The 17,128-nt window shown below is 55.7% G+C and carries 19 protein-coding genes; 7 read left to right on the top strand and 12 right to left on the bottom strand.

Going from position 1 to position 17,128, the window contains the following annotated elements:
• Positions 1 to 21: 21 nt before the first annotated feature.
• Positions 22 to 564, bottom strand: a complete 543-nt coding sequence (locus LGM20_RS18350) for a 1,2-dihydroxy-3-keto-5-methylthiopentene dioxygenase (protein WP_023288815.1) — start codon at positions 562 to 564, stop codon at positions 22 to 24.
• Complete coding sequence (mtnC, locus tag LGM20_RS18345) at positions 561 to 1,250, bottom strand: acireductone synthase (protein ID WP_044521599.1); 690 nt, start codon at positions 1,248 to 1,250, stop codon at positions 561 to 563. The genes LGM20_RS18350 and mtnC overlap by 4 nt, the downstream gene beginning before the upstream one ends.
• A gap of 141 nt (positions 1,251 to 1,391) precedes the next feature.
• Between mtnC and LGM20_RS18340 the strand changes: the two genes are divergently transcribed.
• Complete coding sequence (locus LGM20_RS18340; RefSeq protein WP_072421916.1) at positions 1,392 to 2,537, top strand: pyridoxal phosphate-dependent aminotransferase; 1,146 nt, start codon at positions 1,392 to 1,394, stop codon at positions 2,535 to 2,537.
• Here LGM20_RS18340 and LGM20_RS18335 read toward each other — a convergent pair whose 3' ends face one another.
• The 4 genes from LGM20_RS18335 to dsbG all read right to left on the bottom strand — a co-directional run bounded on the left by LGM20_RS18335 (position 2,538) and on the right by dsbG (position 6,348).
• On the bottom strand, positions 2,538 to 3,164 hold the full coding sequence (locus LGM20_RS18335) for an IbrB-like domain-containing protein (protein WP_023288818.1): 627 nt from the start codon (positions 3,162 to 3,164) through the stop codon (positions 2,538 to 2,540).
• Complete coding sequence (locus tag LGM20_RS18330) at positions 3,149 to 4,372, bottom strand: phosphoadenosine phosphosulfate reductase (RefSeq protein WP_044521601.1); 1,224 nt, start codon at positions 4,370 to 4,372, stop codon at positions 3,149 to 3,151. The genes LGM20_RS18335 and LGM20_RS18330 overlap by 16 nt, the downstream gene beginning before the upstream one ends.
• A gap of 113 nt (positions 4,373 to 4,485) precedes the next feature.
• Positions 4,486 to 5,418, bottom strand: a complete 933-nt coding sequence (gene citR, locus LGM20_RS18325) for a DNA-binding transcriptional repressor CitR (RefSeq protein ID WP_044521604.1) — start codon at positions 5,416 to 5,418, stop codon at positions 4,486 to 4,488.
• Between the two features lie 180 nt (positions 5,419 to 5,598).
• Positions 5,599 to 6,348, bottom strand: coding sequence for a thiol:disulfide interchange protein DsbG (dsbG, locus tag LGM20_RS18320; protein WP_023288821.1), 750 nt, complete (start codon positions 6,346 to 6,348; stop codon positions 5,599 to 5,601).
• Positions 6,349 to 6,758: 410 nt separating this feature from the next.
• Between dsbG and ahpC the strand changes: the two genes are divergently transcribed.
• Both ahpC and ahpF read left to right on the top strand, forming a co-directional pair.
• Positions 6,759 to 7,322 carry an alkyl hydroperoxide reductase subunit C gene (gene ahpC / locus LGM20_RS18315; protein ID WP_002894394.1) on the top strand — a complete coding sequence of 188 codons (564 nt, stop codon included), beginning with the start codon at positions 6,759 to 6,761 and terminating at the stop codon, positions 7,320 to 7,322.
• Positions 7,323 to 7,691: 369 nt separating this feature from the next.
• Complete coding sequence (gene ahpF, locus LGM20_RS18310; protein ID WP_017899084.1) at positions 7,692 to 9,257, top strand: alkyl hydroperoxide reductase subunit F; 1,566 nt, start codon at positions 7,692 to 7,694, stop codon at positions 9,255 to 9,257.
• 76 nt (positions 9,258 to 9,333) lie between these two features.
• On the opposite strand, the gene uspG is transcribed toward ahpF, so the two are convergent.
• The 4 genes from uspG to dcuC all read right to left on the bottom strand — a co-directional run bounded on the left by uspG (position 9,334) and on the right by dcuC (position 12,802).
• On the bottom strand, positions 9,334 to 9,762 hold the full coding sequence (uspG, locus tag LGM20_RS18305) for a universal stress protein UspG (RefSeq protein WP_002894401.1): 429 nt from the start codon (positions 9,760 to 9,762) through the stop codon (positions 9,334 to 9,336).
• Positions 9,763 to 9,950: 188 nt separating this feature from the next.
• On the bottom strand, positions 9,951 to 10,361 hold the full coding sequence (rnk, locus tag LGM20_RS18300; RefSeq protein WP_032455114.1) for a nucleoside diphosphate kinase regulator: 411 nt from the start codon (positions 10,359 to 10,361) through the stop codon (positions 9,951 to 9,953).
• 177 nt (positions 10,362 to 10,538) lie between these two features.
• Positions 10,539 to 11,336 (bottom strand): ribonuclease I, encoded by a 798-nt coding sequence (rna, locus tag LGM20_RS18295; protein ID WP_023288823.1) that lies wholly within the window; start codon positions 11,334 to 11,336, stop codon positions 10,539 to 10,541.
• A gap of 92 nt (positions 11,337 to 11,428) precedes the next feature.
• Positions 11,429 to 12,802, bottom strand: a complete 1,374-nt coding sequence (dcuC, locus tag LGM20_RS18290; protein ID WP_044521606.1) for an anaerobic C4-dicarboxylate transporter DcuC — start codon at positions 12,800 to 12,802, stop codon at positions 11,429 to 11,431.
• 335 nt (positions 12,803 to 13,137) lie between these two features.
• Between dcuC and pagP the strand changes: the two genes are divergently transcribed.
• Together pagP and cspE are read left to right on the top strand one after the other, a co-directional pair.
• Positions 13,138 to 13,659, top strand: a complete 522-nt coding sequence (pagP, locus tag LGM20_RS18285; protein ID WP_224222685.1) for a lipid IV(A) palmitoyltransferase PagP — start codon at positions 13,138 to 13,140, stop codon at positions 13,657 to 13,659.
• Positions 13,660 to 13,853: 194 nt separating this feature from the next.
• Positions 13,854 to 14,063 carry a transcription antiterminator/RNA stability regulator CspE gene (gene cspE / locus LGM20_RS18280; RefSeq protein WP_002439184.1) on the top strand — a complete coding sequence of 70 codons (210 nt, stop codon included), beginning with the start codon at positions 13,854 to 13,856 and terminating at the stop codon, positions 14,061 to 14,063.
• Positions 14,064 to 14,130: 67 nt separating this feature from the next.
• On the opposite strand, the gene crcB is transcribed toward cspE, so the two are convergent.
• Positions 14,131 to 14,514 (bottom strand): fluoride efflux transporter CrcB, encoded by a 384-nt coding sequence (gene crcB, locus LGM20_RS18275; protein WP_002894459.1) that lies wholly within the window; start codon positions 14,512 to 14,514, stop codon positions 14,131 to 14,133.
• 89 nt (positions 14,515 to 14,603) lie between these two features.
• On the opposite strand from crcB, the gene LGM20_RS18270 reads away from it, so the two are divergent.
• The gene (locus LGM20_RS18270) at positions 14,604 to 15,392 is read left to right on the top strand and encodes a deaminated glutathione amidase (RefSeq protein ID WP_044521609.1); all 789 of its coding nucleotides are present in this window, start codon (positions 14,604 to 14,606) and stop codon (positions 15,390 to 15,392) included.
• Positions 15,393 to 15,634: 242 nt separating this feature from the next.
• The gene (gene tatE, locus LGM20_RS18265) at positions 15,635 to 15,841 is read left to right on the top strand and encodes a twin-arginine translocase subunit TatE (RefSeq protein WP_023288827.1); all 207 of its coding nucleotides are present in this window, start codon (positions 15,635 to 15,637) and stop codon (positions 15,839 to 15,841) included.
• A gap of 190 nt (positions 15,842 to 16,031) precedes the next feature.
• Here the strand turns inward: tatE and lipA are convergent, their stop codons facing one another.
• Positions 16,032 to 16,997 carry a lipoyl synthase gene (gene lipA, locus LGM20_RS18260; RefSeq protein WP_023288828.1) on the bottom strand — a complete coding sequence of 322 codons (966 nt, stop codon included), beginning with the start codon at positions 16,995 to 16,997 and terminating at the stop codon, positions 16,032 to 16,034.
• Positions 16,998 to 17,128 lie beyond the last annotated feature (131 nt).

The raw sequence follows: 17,128 nt of genomic DNA, 5'->3' as shown, positions 1-17,128 counted from the left end.
AAGGCTGATGACAGGGCGACGTTACGCCAGCCGTGGGTAGGCGCTGGCGATATCGTCGCCGGTAAACTGGGCGATCCAGCCTTCCGGGTTATCAAAAATGCGAATGGCGGTGAAGTTCGGTTCTGAACCCATATCAAACCAGTGCGGAGTGTGGGCGGGAACCGAAATTAGATCGTTCTTTTCGCACAGCACCTGGAACACCTCGTCGCCAATGTGCAGGCAGAACAGGCCGGCGCCCTCGACAAAAAACCGCACCTCGTCTTCGCCATGAGTGTGTTCGTTCAGGAATTTTTCCCGCAGCGCCTCTTTCTGCGGGTTATCGGCGCGCAGGCTGATGACGTCCCAGCTCTGATAGCCCTTTTCGGCGACCAGTTTGTCAATCGCATGCTGATAGGCGGCAATCACAGTTTCTGCGCTGGGGGCCGCGCCGAGATCGCGGTCAGCCTGCCAGCGCTCAAAACGGACGCCTTTGGCGTTAAGCTGCTCCTGAATCGCTTTGGCGTCGGTGCTGTGCCAGACCGGCGTTTGCGGATCTTTCACGGAAAAAAGGGTTAATGCGCTCATGCTGGGATCTGCTCCGGATGAATGTCGTCAAAACGCTGAACCTGAGGGTGGCGGCTTGCCGGGTCGCGGTCGCCGCGTACCAGCTGGACAGTGCGCAACCCCGCGGCTTCGGCGGCGTCGAGTTCCTGATGGATATCCGACAGGAACAGGATGGCCCCGGGGGCGTGGCCCAGGTGTTCAGCAATATTGCGGTAGGACTGCGCTTCGCGTTTGGCGCCTACCAGGGTATCGAAATAGCCCGTAAATAGATGAGTAATATCACCTTCATCGCTGTAGCCAAATAACAATTTCTGCGCTGCCACGGAGCCAGAAGAATATACATACAGATCAATGCCCTGTGCTTTCCATTTCTCCAGCGCCGGCAGCACGTCCGGGTAGAGATGGCCGGTAAAGTCGCCGTTGAGGTAGCCATCGCGCCAGATGATCCCCTGCAGCGCCTTCAGCGCAGTGGATTTCCGATCTTCGTCCATAAAATCGAAGAGGGTAGCAATCAGGTCGGCGGTGCTGGCGGCGGGGGCGTCTGTCTCGCGGCGCAAGTTGTCGAGGATCGTTCTCACCGGTTCAGCGTGCTGTTGAGCGGTCACAAAGCCGGCCAGTCGTTCGCGGGCGTAGGGGAACAGCACGTTATGCACGAAGCGGATATCGCTGGTGGTGCCTTCTATGTCGGTCACGATGGCGCGGATCATGGTTTCTCCAGAGTGGGCGTAGCGTGGAATAACATTAGCATTTAGACGTCTAAGCGTCTTGATTGCCAAATATTAACATCGTGTTATAGTGGCTTCAACAACAGCATTACAATCGGTACAAAAAGAATGAGTAATAACCCATTGATTCCAGAGAGTAAACTCCCGTCACTTGGCACCACCATTTTTACCCAGATGAGCGCTCTCGCCCAGCAGCATCAGGCCATAAACCTGTCGCAGGGCTTTCCCGATTTCGACGGCCCGCGCTATCTTCAGGAGCGTCTGGCGTACCACGTGGCGCAGGGGGCGAATCAGTATGCCCCGATGACCGGCGTGCCGGCGCTGCGTGAGGCGATCGCTGACAAGACGGCGGAGCTGTATGGATATCGACCCGACGTCAACAGCGATATCACGGTCACCGCCGGGGCGACGGAGGCCCTGTACGCGGCGATTACCGCTCTGGTGCGCCGCGGCGACGAGGTGGTCTGTTTCGATCCCAGCTACGACAGCTATGCTCCCGCGGTGGCGCTGGCCGGCGGCGAATTACGCCGTATTGCCCTTCAGCCGCCGCATTTTCGCGTCGACTGGCAGCAGTTTGCCGCGACGCTGAGCGACAAAACCCGGCTGGTGATCCTCAACACCCCGCACAATCCCTCGGCCACGGTCTGGCAACGCGAGGATTTTGCCGCCCTGTGGCAGGCGATTGCCGAACGCGAGATCTATGTTCTCAGCGACGAGGTCTATGAGCATATCAACTTTGCCGAGGACGGCCACGCCAGCGTGCTGGCGCATCCGCTATTGCGCGAGCGGGCGGTGGCGGTCTCTTCGTTTGGCAAAACGTTTCATATGACCGGCTGGAAGGTTGGCTACTGCGTGGCTCCGGCAGCCATCAGCGCGGAGCTGCGCAAGGTGCACCAGTATCTGACCTTCTCGGTAAATACCCCGGCGCAGCTGGCGATCGCCGACATGCTGCGCGAGGCGCCGGATCACTACCGAGAACTACCGGCCTTTTATCGTGAACGCCGCGATCTGTTTATTGAGGCGCTGCGCCCCAGCCGGCTGGAGCTCCTGCCCTGTGAGGGGACCTATTTCCTGCTGGCGGACTACAGCGCCATCTCCGACCTTGACGACGTCAGCTTCTGCCGCTGGCTGACGACAGAGGTTGGGGTGGCGGCGATCCCGCTCTCCGTCTTCTGCGCCGACCCGTTCCCGCACAAGCTGATCCGCTTGTGCTTCGCTAAACAACCGGAGACCCTGCTGGCCGCGGCGGCGCGTTTGTGCGAGCTGTAGTTACTTTATGGTCCACGCCTGAGAGAACTGGCGGTCGGCGAACATCTCTGCCAGGCCGCTAATTTGCTTCAGGCGCAGCACCTCATCGGCATCCATCCCCAGCTCTTTGCCGATCTTTTGCGGCGTCCAGCCGAGCCGGGTTAGCTCGCGGACAATATCTGACATGGCGTGAATTTGGTGGCGTCCGCGCGCCCGGTTGTGGCGTATTGTCGCTGCCATCAGCCCGTCGCGTGAGGCGTTTTCATGCGTCAGGCAGGTGACCGGTAGATAGCCTTTCAGCTTTTTTTTCAGCGACGCTTTGCTGCAGGCCAGCTCATGGCGGTGAAAACCGTCGACAATCGCGTACCCCTGCGGTCCCTGCCTGATGACCACCACCGGCTGGGTAAAGCCATCGGCCTCCAGCGAGGTCTGCAGCAGGCGCTTCTCCGGCGGCGCCACGTTATTCGGATTATAGTCGTTCGGGATAACCTGCTCCTGTTTGACCCACAACACACAGTCAACGGGCTGCGAGCGGAAGGGGCTGTGTTGGTGGAGCACCTGGCGAAACGCGTTGATAGCCTCGATACGCGCTTCGTCATCCAGCGTTTGCAGGAAATCCTCCAGCGCCTGCGTTAGTTGTTGTTGCATAATATCCCCCATTGTTGGCGATGTTTTTCCATACGTTTTCGGTAGCGCTGATAGTGGCTGCTTTTGGTTGGGCTGAAGGAGAGCTGGCGGCACCAGTAGTCATTATTGAGTAGCACTTTGCAGATCCGTCGCCAGGAGGGGATATCTTTGGTGCCAACGTCCGCGGGCTGAGTATCGGGGATCTCTTCCATGCCTTTTTTCTGGTACCAGCGCAGGTAGACGGCGATCTTATTGCGGTAATGCTCGGCGGTGGTTTCCGGCATGCTGTCGAGCAGAAACAGCGCATAGCTTTTCCATGTCAAATGGTCCGGTTTGTCGATTTTTCGGTGACCGTAGAATTGATTATCATGCCCGGCATAGATGCCGCCGCTGTGCGCGCCGCTCACCCGCTGGCACATCGCGGCCCAGCGCTCCGGCTCCAGCACATGGTACAGCCATAGCCCCTGGCGCTGCTCCGGACCGAAGGGTTCGCAGATGCGCATATAGCGCAGCGGCACACCGGCCTGATACATCAGATCGTACAGCGGGTTATAGGGCTGGCCGCTTTTAGCAAACCAGGTCCAGATATCGGCGGTTTTCCAGTCATAGATCGGGTAGATGTACCAGGCGTGGCCGCCCGGCGCCGAGGTGGTCCACGGTTTATCGTCGGCGAAGCGCTGTTTTCGCTGAGAAGAGATGGTCATAAAGCGATTCAGCGATTCATCTGCCCGAATACCCACCAGCACGGCGGCGGGACGGCGCTGTGAAAACCACTCGGCAAAGTGGCTGACGAAGGCTTCAAAGCTCATCCCCGGCTGGTAAAACGAAAAATAGCCCGGGTGGGTAATGGCCCAGGAGGGGGGCTGGCGGACCCAGTCGGTGCCGGGCTGCCAGCATTGCCATTGCGGCTTATACTGCGTCAGGGCATTTTGGGTAGTGAGCGGCAGGGCGACCCAGTAAAAGGTATCGATAACATCCTGATAGAGGGCGCGCAGTTTTTCACAGTGAGCGATGGTGCAGGAGAACTGCGCTTCCCAGTCAATAAACAGCACACTGATTTTCTTACCCTGTAACCGCGCTGCCTGCGCGGTTAAATGGAGCATAACGGTAGAGTCTTTTCCGCCAGAGAAAGAGACGCAAATGCGTGAAAAATTATCCATAACCCAATCGATCCGCTGCTCCGTCGCCTGCAGCACCGATTCCGCTAAGGGATATTTGATAAACGACATGACCATTAATCCTTTAATACTAGAGATTCCCGTTCGCTCAGTATAAACGATGACGAGCGGGAAATTAATGGTCGACTTTCCCTTCCTTTGGGGAGGGTCAATAAGTCGGATCGTTATTGGCTGTTATTGAATTGGGGACGTGATATCTCTCTGTCATTCATTAAAATGGTGATTAATTCAGATAAAAAATGATTTTGTGCGGATGATTGATGGTAGTTAATATATATCGTAATGTCTGGAAAAAGTTCGTTTATATCGAGGACGTGAAGTTGCATGGCTGGCGAAATAAAATCATATAAATAGGACGGCAAGAAGCCAATCAGATCGGTTTTATTGATCATGTTAAGAATGGTCATAAAAGAGTCGCTGCGAAAGGCAATATTACGCGGGTTCAGCCAGGGCGTGCTGCTTTGCTGAACGCGCTGGATAACGGGATCGTTGGTAATATAGTGGGTGAAAAACTCCTGCGCCAGCGCGTCAACTGACGTGAGCGCCTCGCGCCGCGGATGGTTCGTCCGACACACCGCGAGGGTCTGCACCGTCTGATAGGGCTGACAGATGGTGGCGCGGTTGGTGATGGGCATTCGGGTGAACACCAGGTCAGCCTGGCGATATGCCAGCAGCTCCTCAGCCGATTCGGTGGTGGTCAGGTTATGGTGCTCAATTTGCAAGTTGGCCTGATGACAAAGCTGGTTAATCATAAAGTGGCTGTTTACTGAACAGAACAGCGGGGGGCCATATATTACAATACGTTTACGCAGATCGGAACGGTTATTGAGATTGATCGTTTTTTCCAGCTGCTCCAGATTTTGCTGCAGGTGGTAATGAAGATTCACGCAGGCGGTGGTGGGCGTCATTCCCTTCCCGACGCGCACAAATAGCGGATCGTCTAACTGCTGACGCAGACGCTGCAATGACTGACTTACCGCTGACGGGGTGATAAATAACATCGCCGCCGCTTTGCTGATGCTTAAATGCTGATAGATACATTCAAAAATAACCAATAAATTTAGATCGAACTTTTTCAGATCGTAAAGATTTGCCATTAATACAGTCCTGTTTATTGCCAGTGTAAGTTAAAATATTTCTAACGATAATATCTTGAGTCTTAGTATTTGTGGCGTGAATTTAATTGTGGGCAAATAAAGTTAAGTTTTGCTTAATATATCTTACTATCGGTAGTGGCACCAGAGGTCGGTTTCGCCAGGCGCCACACCGGGACGGAATTACTCTTTTTCACCCATCATAATAGACAGCTTCTCTTTATCCGGCAGGCCGACCACCTGCTGCAGCATATTATCCTTATTCATATAATAAATAGCTGGCGTGACGTTGGCCCCCAGATCGTCCATTAGCTGCTGGTTGACGTTGAGCATTTTCATCTTCTCCGGCGGGATAGCCTTCGGTATCGTCAGGGCCATTTTACCGTTCGATTGCTCGTAATCGTGCCAGGTTTTCGCCGGATCTTTACTGGCGAGGATCGCCGCGGCGGTGGCCGGGCTCTCCGGCTTGATCACGCCCACCAGCAGGGTGCGGATCTGCACTTTACCGGCCTCCACCCAGGGACGGGACTGCTGCCAGAACTGTTTGCAGTAAGGGCAGAAGGGATCGGCAAAGACATACAGCACGATGGGGGCGTCTTTGTCGCCATCCTGCAGCCAGTGGGCGCTGGCCATCTTCTTCCACATCTCCTGTCCCGCCGGCGTGTAGAGCGCTTTTTGAAATAACTGCTCGCTGAGGTTGTTGCCGTTTTCGTCGTACATATAACCGGAAATGGCATGTTTGCCGTCAGGCGTGAGGTAGATGGCGACGCCCATATCCTGGTATTTCCCCAGCCAGCCCTTCATTCCCCCCGGCGCGTCAAAGGGTTTGATGATGGTAATGCCCTGTTTTTCAATTGCTTTTACCGGGGCGGGCAGTTCTTCCGCATAGCTACAAAAAGGCAAAAGGCTGAGCAACAGCAGACGTTTTAACATGAGTATTCCTTGTAAAATCAGCAGGAAAGGAAGAAATATTGCCAAACCTATTACAGTTATAGGCAGGATCAGCAGAACGACGGATTGCCCTTTCCTGGCATGGGTGATGTAATCCTGGATGCTGTTACATTAAGGTAATGTAGAGCGCAACACATAGCCAGTCTGACTGGCGCTGAACCTACCTTCGGGTATTTCAGGTAACGGGGCCGCCTGAAAGGGTGGCCTTTTTACTTTTGTCGCGGCAAATGATGCGAAAAACAGCGAACTGCGCTGAACGCGTCGACAGGTTCACATTGTTGTCTTGTTCCGGTTGTTAGATAACGCTTATTGATTCGATAATGTAAACGCATTGGTCGGGTCAGGAAAAATTCGTTAACTTAGACCTCAACGAAAACACGGAGGAAGTATAGATGTCCTTAATTAACACCAAAATCAAACCGTTCAAAAACCAGGCATTCAAAAATGGTGAATTCATCGAAGTCACCGAGAAAGACACCGAAGGCCGCTGGAGCGTCTTCTTCTTCTATCCGGCTGACTTCACCTTCGTCTGCCCGACCGAACTGGGCGACGTGGCTGACCATTACGAAGAACTGCAGAAGCTGGGCGTAGACGTTTACTCTGTTTCTACCGATACCCACTTCACCCACAAAGCGTGGCACAGCAGCTCTGAAACCATCGCGAAAATCAAATATGCGATGATTGGCGACCCGACTGGCGCCCTGACCCGTAACTTCGACAACATGCGTGAAGATGAAGGTCTGGCTGACCGCGCCACCTTCGTGGTTGACCCGCAGGGTATCATCCAGGCGATCGAAGTTACCGCTGAAGGTATCGGCCGTGACGCGTCTGACCTGCTGCGTAAAATCAAAGCGGCGCAGTATGTTGCTTCCCACCCAGGCGAAGTGTGCCCGGCGAAATGGAAAGAAGGCGAAGCGACGCTGGCTCCATCCCTGGACCTGGTCGGCAAAATCTAATAATCACGGCGTCTTTCGCATCATAGCGGCGTTGGCTGCGCTTAATCACCCCGGTCACTTACTCGTGTAAGCTCCCGGGGGTTCATAAGCTTGCCGCCTTGCTCTAACGCGAAATACTGGTGAATTACAATTTCCGTCGCCTTTCACGCCATAGCTGCGTTGGCGTCGCCTGCTCACCCCGGTCGCTTACTTCAGTAAGCTCTCGGGGATTCTCAGGCTAGCCGCCTTGCTCTGACGCGAAATACTTTGGAAATTACTTCAGTCATGGGCGCACCTGTGCCCATTTCATTCCAACACCATGATGCAAGCGCATTCAGGCAGCCTGACAAGGCCGCTTGCATGATGATGTTTTAAGCCCAGGAGATAACAATGCTCGACACCAACATGAAAACCCAGCTCAAGGCCTATCTTGAGAAGCTGACCAAGCCTGTTGAGCTGATTGCCACGCTGGATGACAGCGCTAAATCGGCAGAAATCAGGGAACTGCTGGCTGAAATTGCTGAACTGTCAGACAAAGTCACCTTTAAAGAAGACAACACGCTGGCGGTACGCAAGCCATCGTTCCTGATTACTAACCCCGGTTCCGACCAGGGCCCACGCTTTGCGGGCTCCCCGCTGGGCCACGAGTTTACCTCGCTGGTGCTGGCGCTGCTGTGGACCGGCGGTCATCCGTCGAAAGAGGCTCAGTCTCTGCTGGAGCAGATCCGCGATATCGATGGCGACTTCGAGTTTGAAACCTACTACTCGCTCTCCTGCCATAACTGCCCGGACGTGGTCCAGGCGCTGAACCTGATGGCGGTGCTCAACCCGCGTATCAAACATACGGCGATTGACGGTGGTACTTTCCAGAATGAGATCACCGAGCGCAACGTGATGGGCGTGCCGGCGGTGTTCATGAACGGCCAGGAGTTTGGTCAGGGGCGGATGACGCTGACGGAAATCGTCGCCAAAGTGGACACCGGTGCGGAAAAACGCGCAGCGGAAGAGCTGAATCAGCGTGACGCTTACGATGTGCTGATCGTCGGTTCCGGCCCGTCCGGCGCGGCGGCCGCGGTTTACTCTGCGCGTAAAGGGATTCGTACCGGCCTGATGGGCGAGCGCTTCGGCGGCCAGGTGCTGGATACCGTGGATATCGAAAACTACATTTCGGTGCCGAAAACCGAAGGCCAGAAGCTGGCCGGGGCCCTGAAAGCGCACGTTAGCGACTATAACGTCGATGTGATCGACTCCCAGAGCGCGACCAAACTGACGCCAGCGGCGACAGAGGGCGGCCTGCATCAGATCGAAACCGCCTCCGGCGCGGTGCTGAAGGCGCGCAGCGTCATCATTGCCACCGGGGCGAAATGGCGCAACATGAACGTGCCGGGCGAAGATCAGTATCGCACCAAGGGCGTAACCTACTGCCCGCACTGCGACGGCCCGCTGTTTAAAGGTAAGCGCGTGGCGGTGATCGGCGGGGGGAACTCCGGCGTGGAAGCCGCCATCGACCTGGCGGGCGTCGTGGAACACGTGACCCTGCTGGAATTCGCACCGGAGATGAAGGCCGACCAGGTGCTGCAGGATAAAGTCCGCAGTCTGAAGAATGTCGACATCATTCTCAATGCGCAGACCACGGAAGTGAAAGGCGACGGCAGCAAGGTCACCGGTCTGCAGTATCGTGACCGGGTGAGCGGCGATGAGCATCACGTCGCGCTGGCGGGCATCTTCGTGCAGATCGGCCTGCTGCCTAACACCACCTGGCTGGAAGGCGCGGTTGAGCGTAACCGCATGGGCGAGATCATCATCGATGCGAAGTGCGAAACCAACGTTAAAGGCGTATTCGCCGCCGGTGACTGCACCACCGTGCCGTACAAGCAGATTATCATCGCGGCAGGGGAGGGGGCGAAAGCGTCGCTGAGCGCCTTCGACTACCTGATCCGCACGAAAACCGCATAACAAGTCAGACAATAGACCTGCATAACAAAGAGGCTACCCAGGGGTAGCCTCTTTTTTTATGCGCTTTTCCTCAGCCTTACCTGACGACCATCACCGGGATATGGGCGTGACGGATGACGCTCGAGGCGTTGGAGCCCAACAGGTGAGTACTGATGGAGGGATTGCGTGAGCCTATCACCACCACGTCGGCGTTTATTTCGCTGGCCAGTTCGTTGACCATGTCGCGCACGCTGCCGAAACGCACATGCAGCTTGATCCGCGATGGGTCGATGCTGAAATGGCTGACCATGGTCTGCAGGCGGGTTTCCGCCTCGTGCTGCAGATGTTCCTCAAAACGCCGCAGGTCGGCGGTAAAACGGCTCATCGTGAAGCTCGCTGAACCGGGTAAGACGTGGAGCAGATGGATCACCCCGTCCTGCTGGGCCAGAAACTCCGCATGCCGGACGGCTTTATCGCTCAGCGCCATCTCAAAGACATCAACCGGCATAATGATAGTCTTATACATATGCAATCCTCCTTGTTCGTTTGCGTCTATATCAACATATTATATGCGGATATTGTGTCATTCAGGTCGCAAAACTGTCAGTCAGGCAGGCGCAAAGCGTAAAAAAAGGTTAGCGGGGGGAAAGACAGCAGAAAGAGGATGTGTGGACATCCTCTGAATAAAGCGCGATACGCCTCAGGCAGCGGGGATTAACGGTGGAATTCGCCAGCGGCTTCCGGCTGGTACAGCAGCGCCAGCACTTCCAGGTGCGTCGACGCCCCGCCCGGCAGCTCCCAGTGAATGGTGCTGCCGACCTTGAGGCCGAGCAGCGCGGCGCCCACCGGCGCGAGGACGGAGAGCTGGCTGGCGCTGTCGGTCACCTGCGTCGGAAACACCAGCGTCCGCACGCGCTCTTCGCCGCTGGTTAAATCGCGGAATTTAACCGTACTGTTCATGGTGACGACATCGTGCGGCATCGCTTCCGGCGCCAGCATTTGCGCGCGGTCGAGCTCGTCGTTCAGGGCATCGGCAACCGGCGAGCTGGCGAAAGCCGGCTGCTCCAGCAGCCTGTCGATACGTTCGGCATCCAGTTCGTTAATGATGATTGCGGGTCTGGTCATTGCATACTCCATGTTATCCAGGAACCTGTCCGTAAAAGAAAACCCTCGCCGAAAAAGGCAAGGGTTAAGGTTCTCCCATCATACTGAGAGTTGCCGGCAGTTTGAAGTGATGAAACGCACAATCAGCGCGCAACGCCTCCGGCGAAGGGCGTTTTCTGAACAGTATGCCGCGTTGCGCTAGTGGCCAACCTTATCGAGGATAAACTGCGCGCCGCAGTTACCCGGGTGAGGCTGGGGCAGAAAGGCGGAGGTGGCCAGTGGGGCGTTGATGGTCGCGGCGTTGAGCGAGATTTGCATCTCGGTCAAATAGGCAGGATTACCGTTACAGGTTAATTTAAACGCCTTCACGCTCTGCGGACCCCAGGCGCGGGCCACGGCGGCGTCGAAGTCGGCCCGGCTGACGGTTTGGCCATAGTGTTTGGCAAGGAAATCACCAACCGGGCTGCGCTTAATTTCCCCGTTCAGGCGCACCATGGCGCCAAAATAGCTGTCGGGATCGAAGCCGAAGCAGACACCATGTTTGGCATATTCGTAACGTTCGAGGCAGGAGGTGCCGCCCGCGCCCGGCATTACGCTATTCAGTTTGTTGGCCATCTCCAGCGACAATCCCGTCTCCGCCGCCTGACATTTGCGGTTCGCTTTCACCTCCGGCATGTCGGGCAGCGGGCGCGTGGCGCAGCCGTAGCGCATCCAGCGTCGTTCATCCACTCCGCGCGCGGCAATGGACTTTGGCAGCCCGGGCCACAGGCCGTGCACGGTCAGAAAATCGGCTTTATTCGCGGTTTCCTGCTGCAGGCGGCACTCTTCCGGTTCGTTGCGGTTACGGTCATACATGCTCTGACAGAATCCGGTTTGCCAGGAGAGGGCCAGGACATAGCGGTCAAAATCAGCGTATCGCGTCGCGGTGAGCGGTTCAGCGCCGGCCTGAGTGGCGGTAAGCACAAGGGCAAGCGCGGCGAATTCCTTCCTGAACATGTTTATTCCTGATTGTGGATGGCAAAAGATAACGGGGAGTTATTAAAGCATAAAAAAGGCGCCTGCTGGCGCCTTTTCACGTGGTTAGACCATTAGCGGAGCGCGCTGCCCGGGACGAGGATCTCGGTCGCGACAATCACCACCAGCAGGCCAACCATCACCGGCACCGAGGTGCGTTTGACCACTTCGAACGGGGAGATCTTCGCCATCCCGGCGACGGCCACCACCACGCCGGAGACCGGCGAGATCGTGCGGCCAAGGTTAGAGGCCTGCAGCATCGGGATCGACAGATAGGCGGGATTGATGCCGGAGGAGTGCGCCAGCTTGGGGATCATCTCGACAAAGGCGTAGAACGGGGCATTGCCGGAGCCGGTGGTCATCGCTGCCAGCATGGTCAGGATCACCAGCACCAGCATCAGAATAATACTGGCCGAGCCGAAGGAGGTGGCGATGGAGATCAGACCGTTGATGAAGCCGATGGTGCTTAATCCCTGAGCAAAAACGCCGGCGGCGACCAGCAGCATCACCACGCCGGCGAAGGCGTCAGCCATCCCGCGGTAGGCGACTTCCAGTCCGCTGAAGACGTTTTTGGTGTTGAACCCGCGCAGGAATTCGAGGATCGCCGCCAGCAGCATGCAGCCGACGAGGATGGTAATAATGTGCAGTTCCGGCCCCCATTTGCCATCAAAGATCAGTACGCCAATAATCGGGGTAAACGGCAGGATGGCGTACAGCGCCGGGGCATTGGTGGTGATCTCGTTGACGTCGAGCATTTCGTGGGAAATGTTCTCTTTTTTATCCAGGTAGCGCTGCCAGAAGAAGTGGGCGATCGCCATGCAGATGATAGCGGCGATGGAGATCGGCAGCGTGGTCTTGAAGGCAAAGTCGATCAGCGGCATTTCAGCCGCTTTTGCCGCCAGCACGACGTCACCCGAGGTAGGCGAAAGGATAATCGCCGCCGGGGAGGCGCAGATGGCCGCCGCCGCACCGCGGCTGATACCGACGTTTACCATCACCGGGAACAGCGTCGCCATCAGCAGGACGCCGAGGCCGGTCGCGGAGGAGACGGCCAGCGACATCAGGCAGGCGACAAAGTAGGCGGCAATCATCAGCAGATAGGGCGAATTGATATAGCGTAATGGCTTTGAGGCTAATTTCACCACCATATCATTGGCGCCAATATGCGTCATATAGGTGGCGAAGCCGCACAGCATCATGATCATCATACCCAAATCGCCGCCACGGCTCATGAGTAGAATCTTAATGTATTCAATAATGTCAGTGGCGGAGTAACCGGTGCCCTCGGTATTGCCTGGTAAGACTTTATGACCCAGCAGGGCGCTGACGATCAGCAATATTAAGCCGCCGACGAACAGCACGCCGGTGGCCGAATAGCCCTTAATGATATAGCGGGCGACGCCCACAATGACCGCAATCCCGATCAGGATCTCAACAAACGTCAGCATTCATTTCCCCTAAGCCCAAAGAATATGTAGTTAAAAAGCGCCACACCAAATTTTAATGTGCGAATGTGCCGAAAAAACGGACGAAACTCGCTGATGCAAATCAATAAAGCGATAAGAACTACGCCCCTCCCGTCCCGCCTGGATATAATCACCAGATGGATAGTTAAGCGGTTCTGATGGTCAGCGGGCGAAAATCAGGAGTTTGCCTTATTTCGTTCAACCTGTATTGAGACTATCTTTGCTATCTTAGGTGGCTTTTAAATGAAAGTGGTAATAGAAAAGTGTTGATGTTACGTCGTTTTTCATTGTTTTCTCTTGGTTTTTTAGGATGGTTATTGGTATCCGGAAACGCCAGCGCGTCGTTTTCATCGACCCTTAGCGAAGGTTACCATACCTTAAGTAATAACGTTGCGCAGACCTGGAATAAGCCGGAGCACTATGATCTGTACGTTCCAGCCATCACCTGGCACGCGCGCTTTGCTTATGATAAGGAAAAGACGGACAAGTATAACGAACGTCCGTGGGGGGCAGGCTTCGGCGTTTCGCGCTGGGATGAGAAAGGGAACTGGCACGGCCTGTACCTGATGGCGTTTAAAGACTCTTTCAATAAGTGGGAGCCCATCGGCGGCTACGGTTGGGAGAAAACCTGGCGTCCGCTGACGGACCAGAACTTCCGCCTCGGTCTCGGCTATACCCTCGGGGTGACGGCGCGCGATAACTGGAACTACATCCCGATTCCGGTGATCTTGCCCTTAGCGTCAATAGGTTACGGTCCGGCAACGTTCCAGATGACCTATATTCCCGGCACCTACAATAACGGTAACGTTTACTTCGCCTGGGCTCGCATACAGTTTTAATTCGCTAAGTCTTAGCAATAAATGAGATAAGCGATGCGTCTTGTGGAAAAACAAGGACTAAAGCGTTACCCACTAAAAAAGATAGCGACTTTTATCACTTTTTAGCAAAGTTGCACTGGACAAAAGGTACCACAATTGGTGTACTGATACCCGACACAGCATTAGTGTCGATTTTTCATATAAAGGTAATTTTGATGTCTAAGATTAAAGGTAACGTTAAGTGGTTTAATGAGTCCAAAGGATTCGGTTTCATTACTCCGGAAGATGGCAGCAAAGATGTATTCGTACACTTCTCTGCAATCCAGTCCAACGGTTTCAAAACTCTGGCTGAAGGTCAGCGCGTAGAGTTCGAAATCACTAACGGTGCCAAAGGCCCTTCTGCTGCAAACGTAATCGCTCTGTAAGCAACGCGTCAGTAGAATATAAAAACCCGCTAATCAGCGGGTTTTTTTTTGCCTGTTGATTACGCCTTTAGCGGCTGGCGGCCTGCGAGAAGAGCCAGAAGGCGACAGCCGTCATGGCAAACGAGCCCAGCAAGTTCACCGCGACGTTGAGGAGCGCCCAGCTCACTCGCCCCTGCTGCAGAAGAAACACCACTTCCGCAGAGAAGGTGGAGAAGGTGGTCAACCCGCCGCAGAAACCCGTGGTGATCAGCAGTTTCCACATCGGGTCAATGCCGGTCAGTCTATTAAACCACGCCAGCCCGGCGCCGATCACAAAGGCGCCTAACAGGTTGGCAGTCAGCGTCCCAATCGGGATAGCATGGTGCACAGGATTGAGCTTCATGCCGAGCCACCAGCGCAAAACGCTGCCGGTGCCGCCGCCAATAAACACGGCGCAAAGAAGTTGAAACACGGTCGTTTCCTGCTATTTGATGTAAGAGAGTGTCAAGTGTAGCGCGCAACGGGCGCAATTGGCTATTCATAACCTGACGGGAGAAAAACATGCGGGTAGCGGCAGGGCAGTTTATCGTCACGCCAGTATGGCGGACGAATGCGCAAACTTGTGTGGCGATGATGCAGCAGGCGGCGCGTGAAGGGGCGGCGCTGCTGGTGCTGCCGGAGGCGTTGCTGGCACGTGATGACAACGACCCGGATCTGTCGGTGAAATCGGCCCAAACGCTGGATGGAGAGTTTTTAGAGCTGCTGCTGGCCGAGAGCGCGCGTAACGGTCTGACGACGATCCTGACGCTGCATGTGCCGTCGGGGGAGGGGAGAGCAACCAACACGCTGGTGGTATTGCGTGAAGGGAAGATTATTGCCCATTATCACAAACTTCATTTATACGACGCCTTCGCAATGCAGGAGTCCCGGCGGGTGGATCCCGGCCGGCAAATCCCGCCGGTGATTGAAGTGGCGGGTTTCCGCGTTGGCCTGATGACCTGTTACGATCTGCGTTTTCCGGAGCTGGCGCTGTCGCTGGCGCTGAACGGGGCGCAGCTGCTGGTGCTGCCCACCGCATGGGTGAAAGGGCCGCAAAAAGAGCATCACTGGGCGACGCTGCTGGCGGCGCGCGCGCTGGACACGACCTGCTACGTCGTGGCGGCAGGCGAATGCGGGACGCGTAACATCGGGCAGAGCCGCATCGTCGATCCGCTGGGGACCACCGTGGCGGGCGCGGGGAGCGAGCCGCAGCTGATCTATGCCGATATATCCGCAGACTACCTTGCGCGGGTTCGCGAGCGTTTGCCGGTGCTGCAGAACCGACGGTTTGCGCCACCGCAATTATTGTGATGTTTTTTTAAACAAGGCTTGATTCACCTTGTTACAGATTGCTATTGTGTCCGCGCGCCAAATACCCGTATTGTTTATCCCAATAATTCGCTGTGCACGTCAGGACGGACACCCCAGCGCTCGCTCCCGGAGGGGAGGCCTCGGGCTGAATCACGCAGCCCACGCACAGGTGGATTACAATATGACGGATAAATGCGTGTATGATGGCGTATTCGCAGCTTGTATAGAGAAGAAGGTTAGCTATGGGTGAGATTAGTATTACCAAACTGCTGGTAGTCGCAGCACTGATTATCTTAGTGTTTGGTACCAAGAAATTACGTACGCTGGGCGGCGACCTGGGATCGGCTATCAAGGGCTTTAAAAAAGCCATGAACGAAGATGACGATAGCGCGAAAAAAACCACCGCTGAAGACGAAGCACCGGCGCAGAAGCTCTCTCATAAAGAGTAATTCTCCGGCTGCGTCCCCTGGCGGGATGCGGGTGGTACGGCGAAGAGGCCGCGACGTTTGACGTTGCGGCCTTTGTCGTTTTTGTCGACGCCGCGCAGGAAAGATGCAACTAACTGTTACGGGAAGGCGAAGCGAATGAAGCGGAGAGCGCCGCTGCGCCGGGAAGTGACGCAGCGGGAGAAGCGGCAGGTTATTTAACTTCCATCCCTTTAGCCTGCAGGTCGGCGTGATAGGAAGAGCGAACGAAGGGGCCGCAGGCGGCGTGGGTGAAGCCCATCGCCATGGCTTCCGCTTTCATCTCTTCAAACTCTTCCGGGCTAACGTAACGCTGCACTGGCAGGTGGTGACGGCTCGGCTGCAGATACTGGCCTAACGTCAGCATGGTGACGCCATGACGGCGCAGGTCGCGCATGACTTCGATGATCTCGTCGTTGGTTTCGCCCAGGCCCACCATCAGGCCGGATTTTGTCGGGATCTCCGGGTGCGCTTCTTTAAAACGCTCCAGCAGCTTCAGCGACCAGTTGTAATCCGCGCCCGGACGCACCTGACGATAGAGGCGCGGTACGTTTTCGAGGTTGTGGTTGAAGACGTCCGGCGGGGTCACCGTCAGAATATCCAGGGCGCGATCCATGCGGCCGCGGAAATCCGGGACCAGCGTTTCGATTTTAATCGTCGGGTTTTTCTCGCGAATGGCGCTGATGCAGTCGGCAAAATGCTGTGCGCCGCCATCGCGCAGGTCGTCACGGTCCACCGAAGTGACCACCACGTAGCGCAGCCCCATATCGGCGATAGTTTGCGCCAGCTTCTGTGGCTCGTTCGCATCTGGCGCGACCGGGCGGCCATGCGCGACGTCGCAGAATGGGCAACGGCGGGTACAGATCGCGCCGAGGATCATAAAGGTCGCGGTACCGTGGTTGAAGCACTCTGCAAGGTTCGGGCAGGAGGCCTCTTCGCACACGGAGTGCAGGCCGTTCTTACGCATCGCTGCTTTGATTCCCTGGATACGGGACGAGTCTGCCGGAAGTTTGATTTTCATCCATTCCGGTTTTCTGAGCAGAGCTTCACGCTCAGTTGCCACGTTCTTCACCGGGATAAGGGCCATTTTATCGGCGTCGCGGTACTTAACACCGCGTTCCATCACAATGGGTTTACTCATAGCGTGCGTGTTCCAGTTGCGAGTCACGAAGGAAAGCGAATTAATTCAATGAAATGTTGCAATTATCAACTATTTTTGAATCAAGAGCAGGCAGTATACCATTGAAAAGGGGCAGAAAGCAGCCTGCCTGC

Origin of the sequence: Klebsiella quasipneumoniae subsp. quasipneumoniae, from assembly GCF_020525925.1 — a bacterium.
Lineage (GTDB): Bacteria > Pseudomonadota > Gammaproteobacteria > Enterobacterales > Enterobacteriaceae > Klebsiella > Klebsiella quasipneumoniae.
This window is presented reverse-complemented; position numbering and strand designations above follow the sequence as displayed.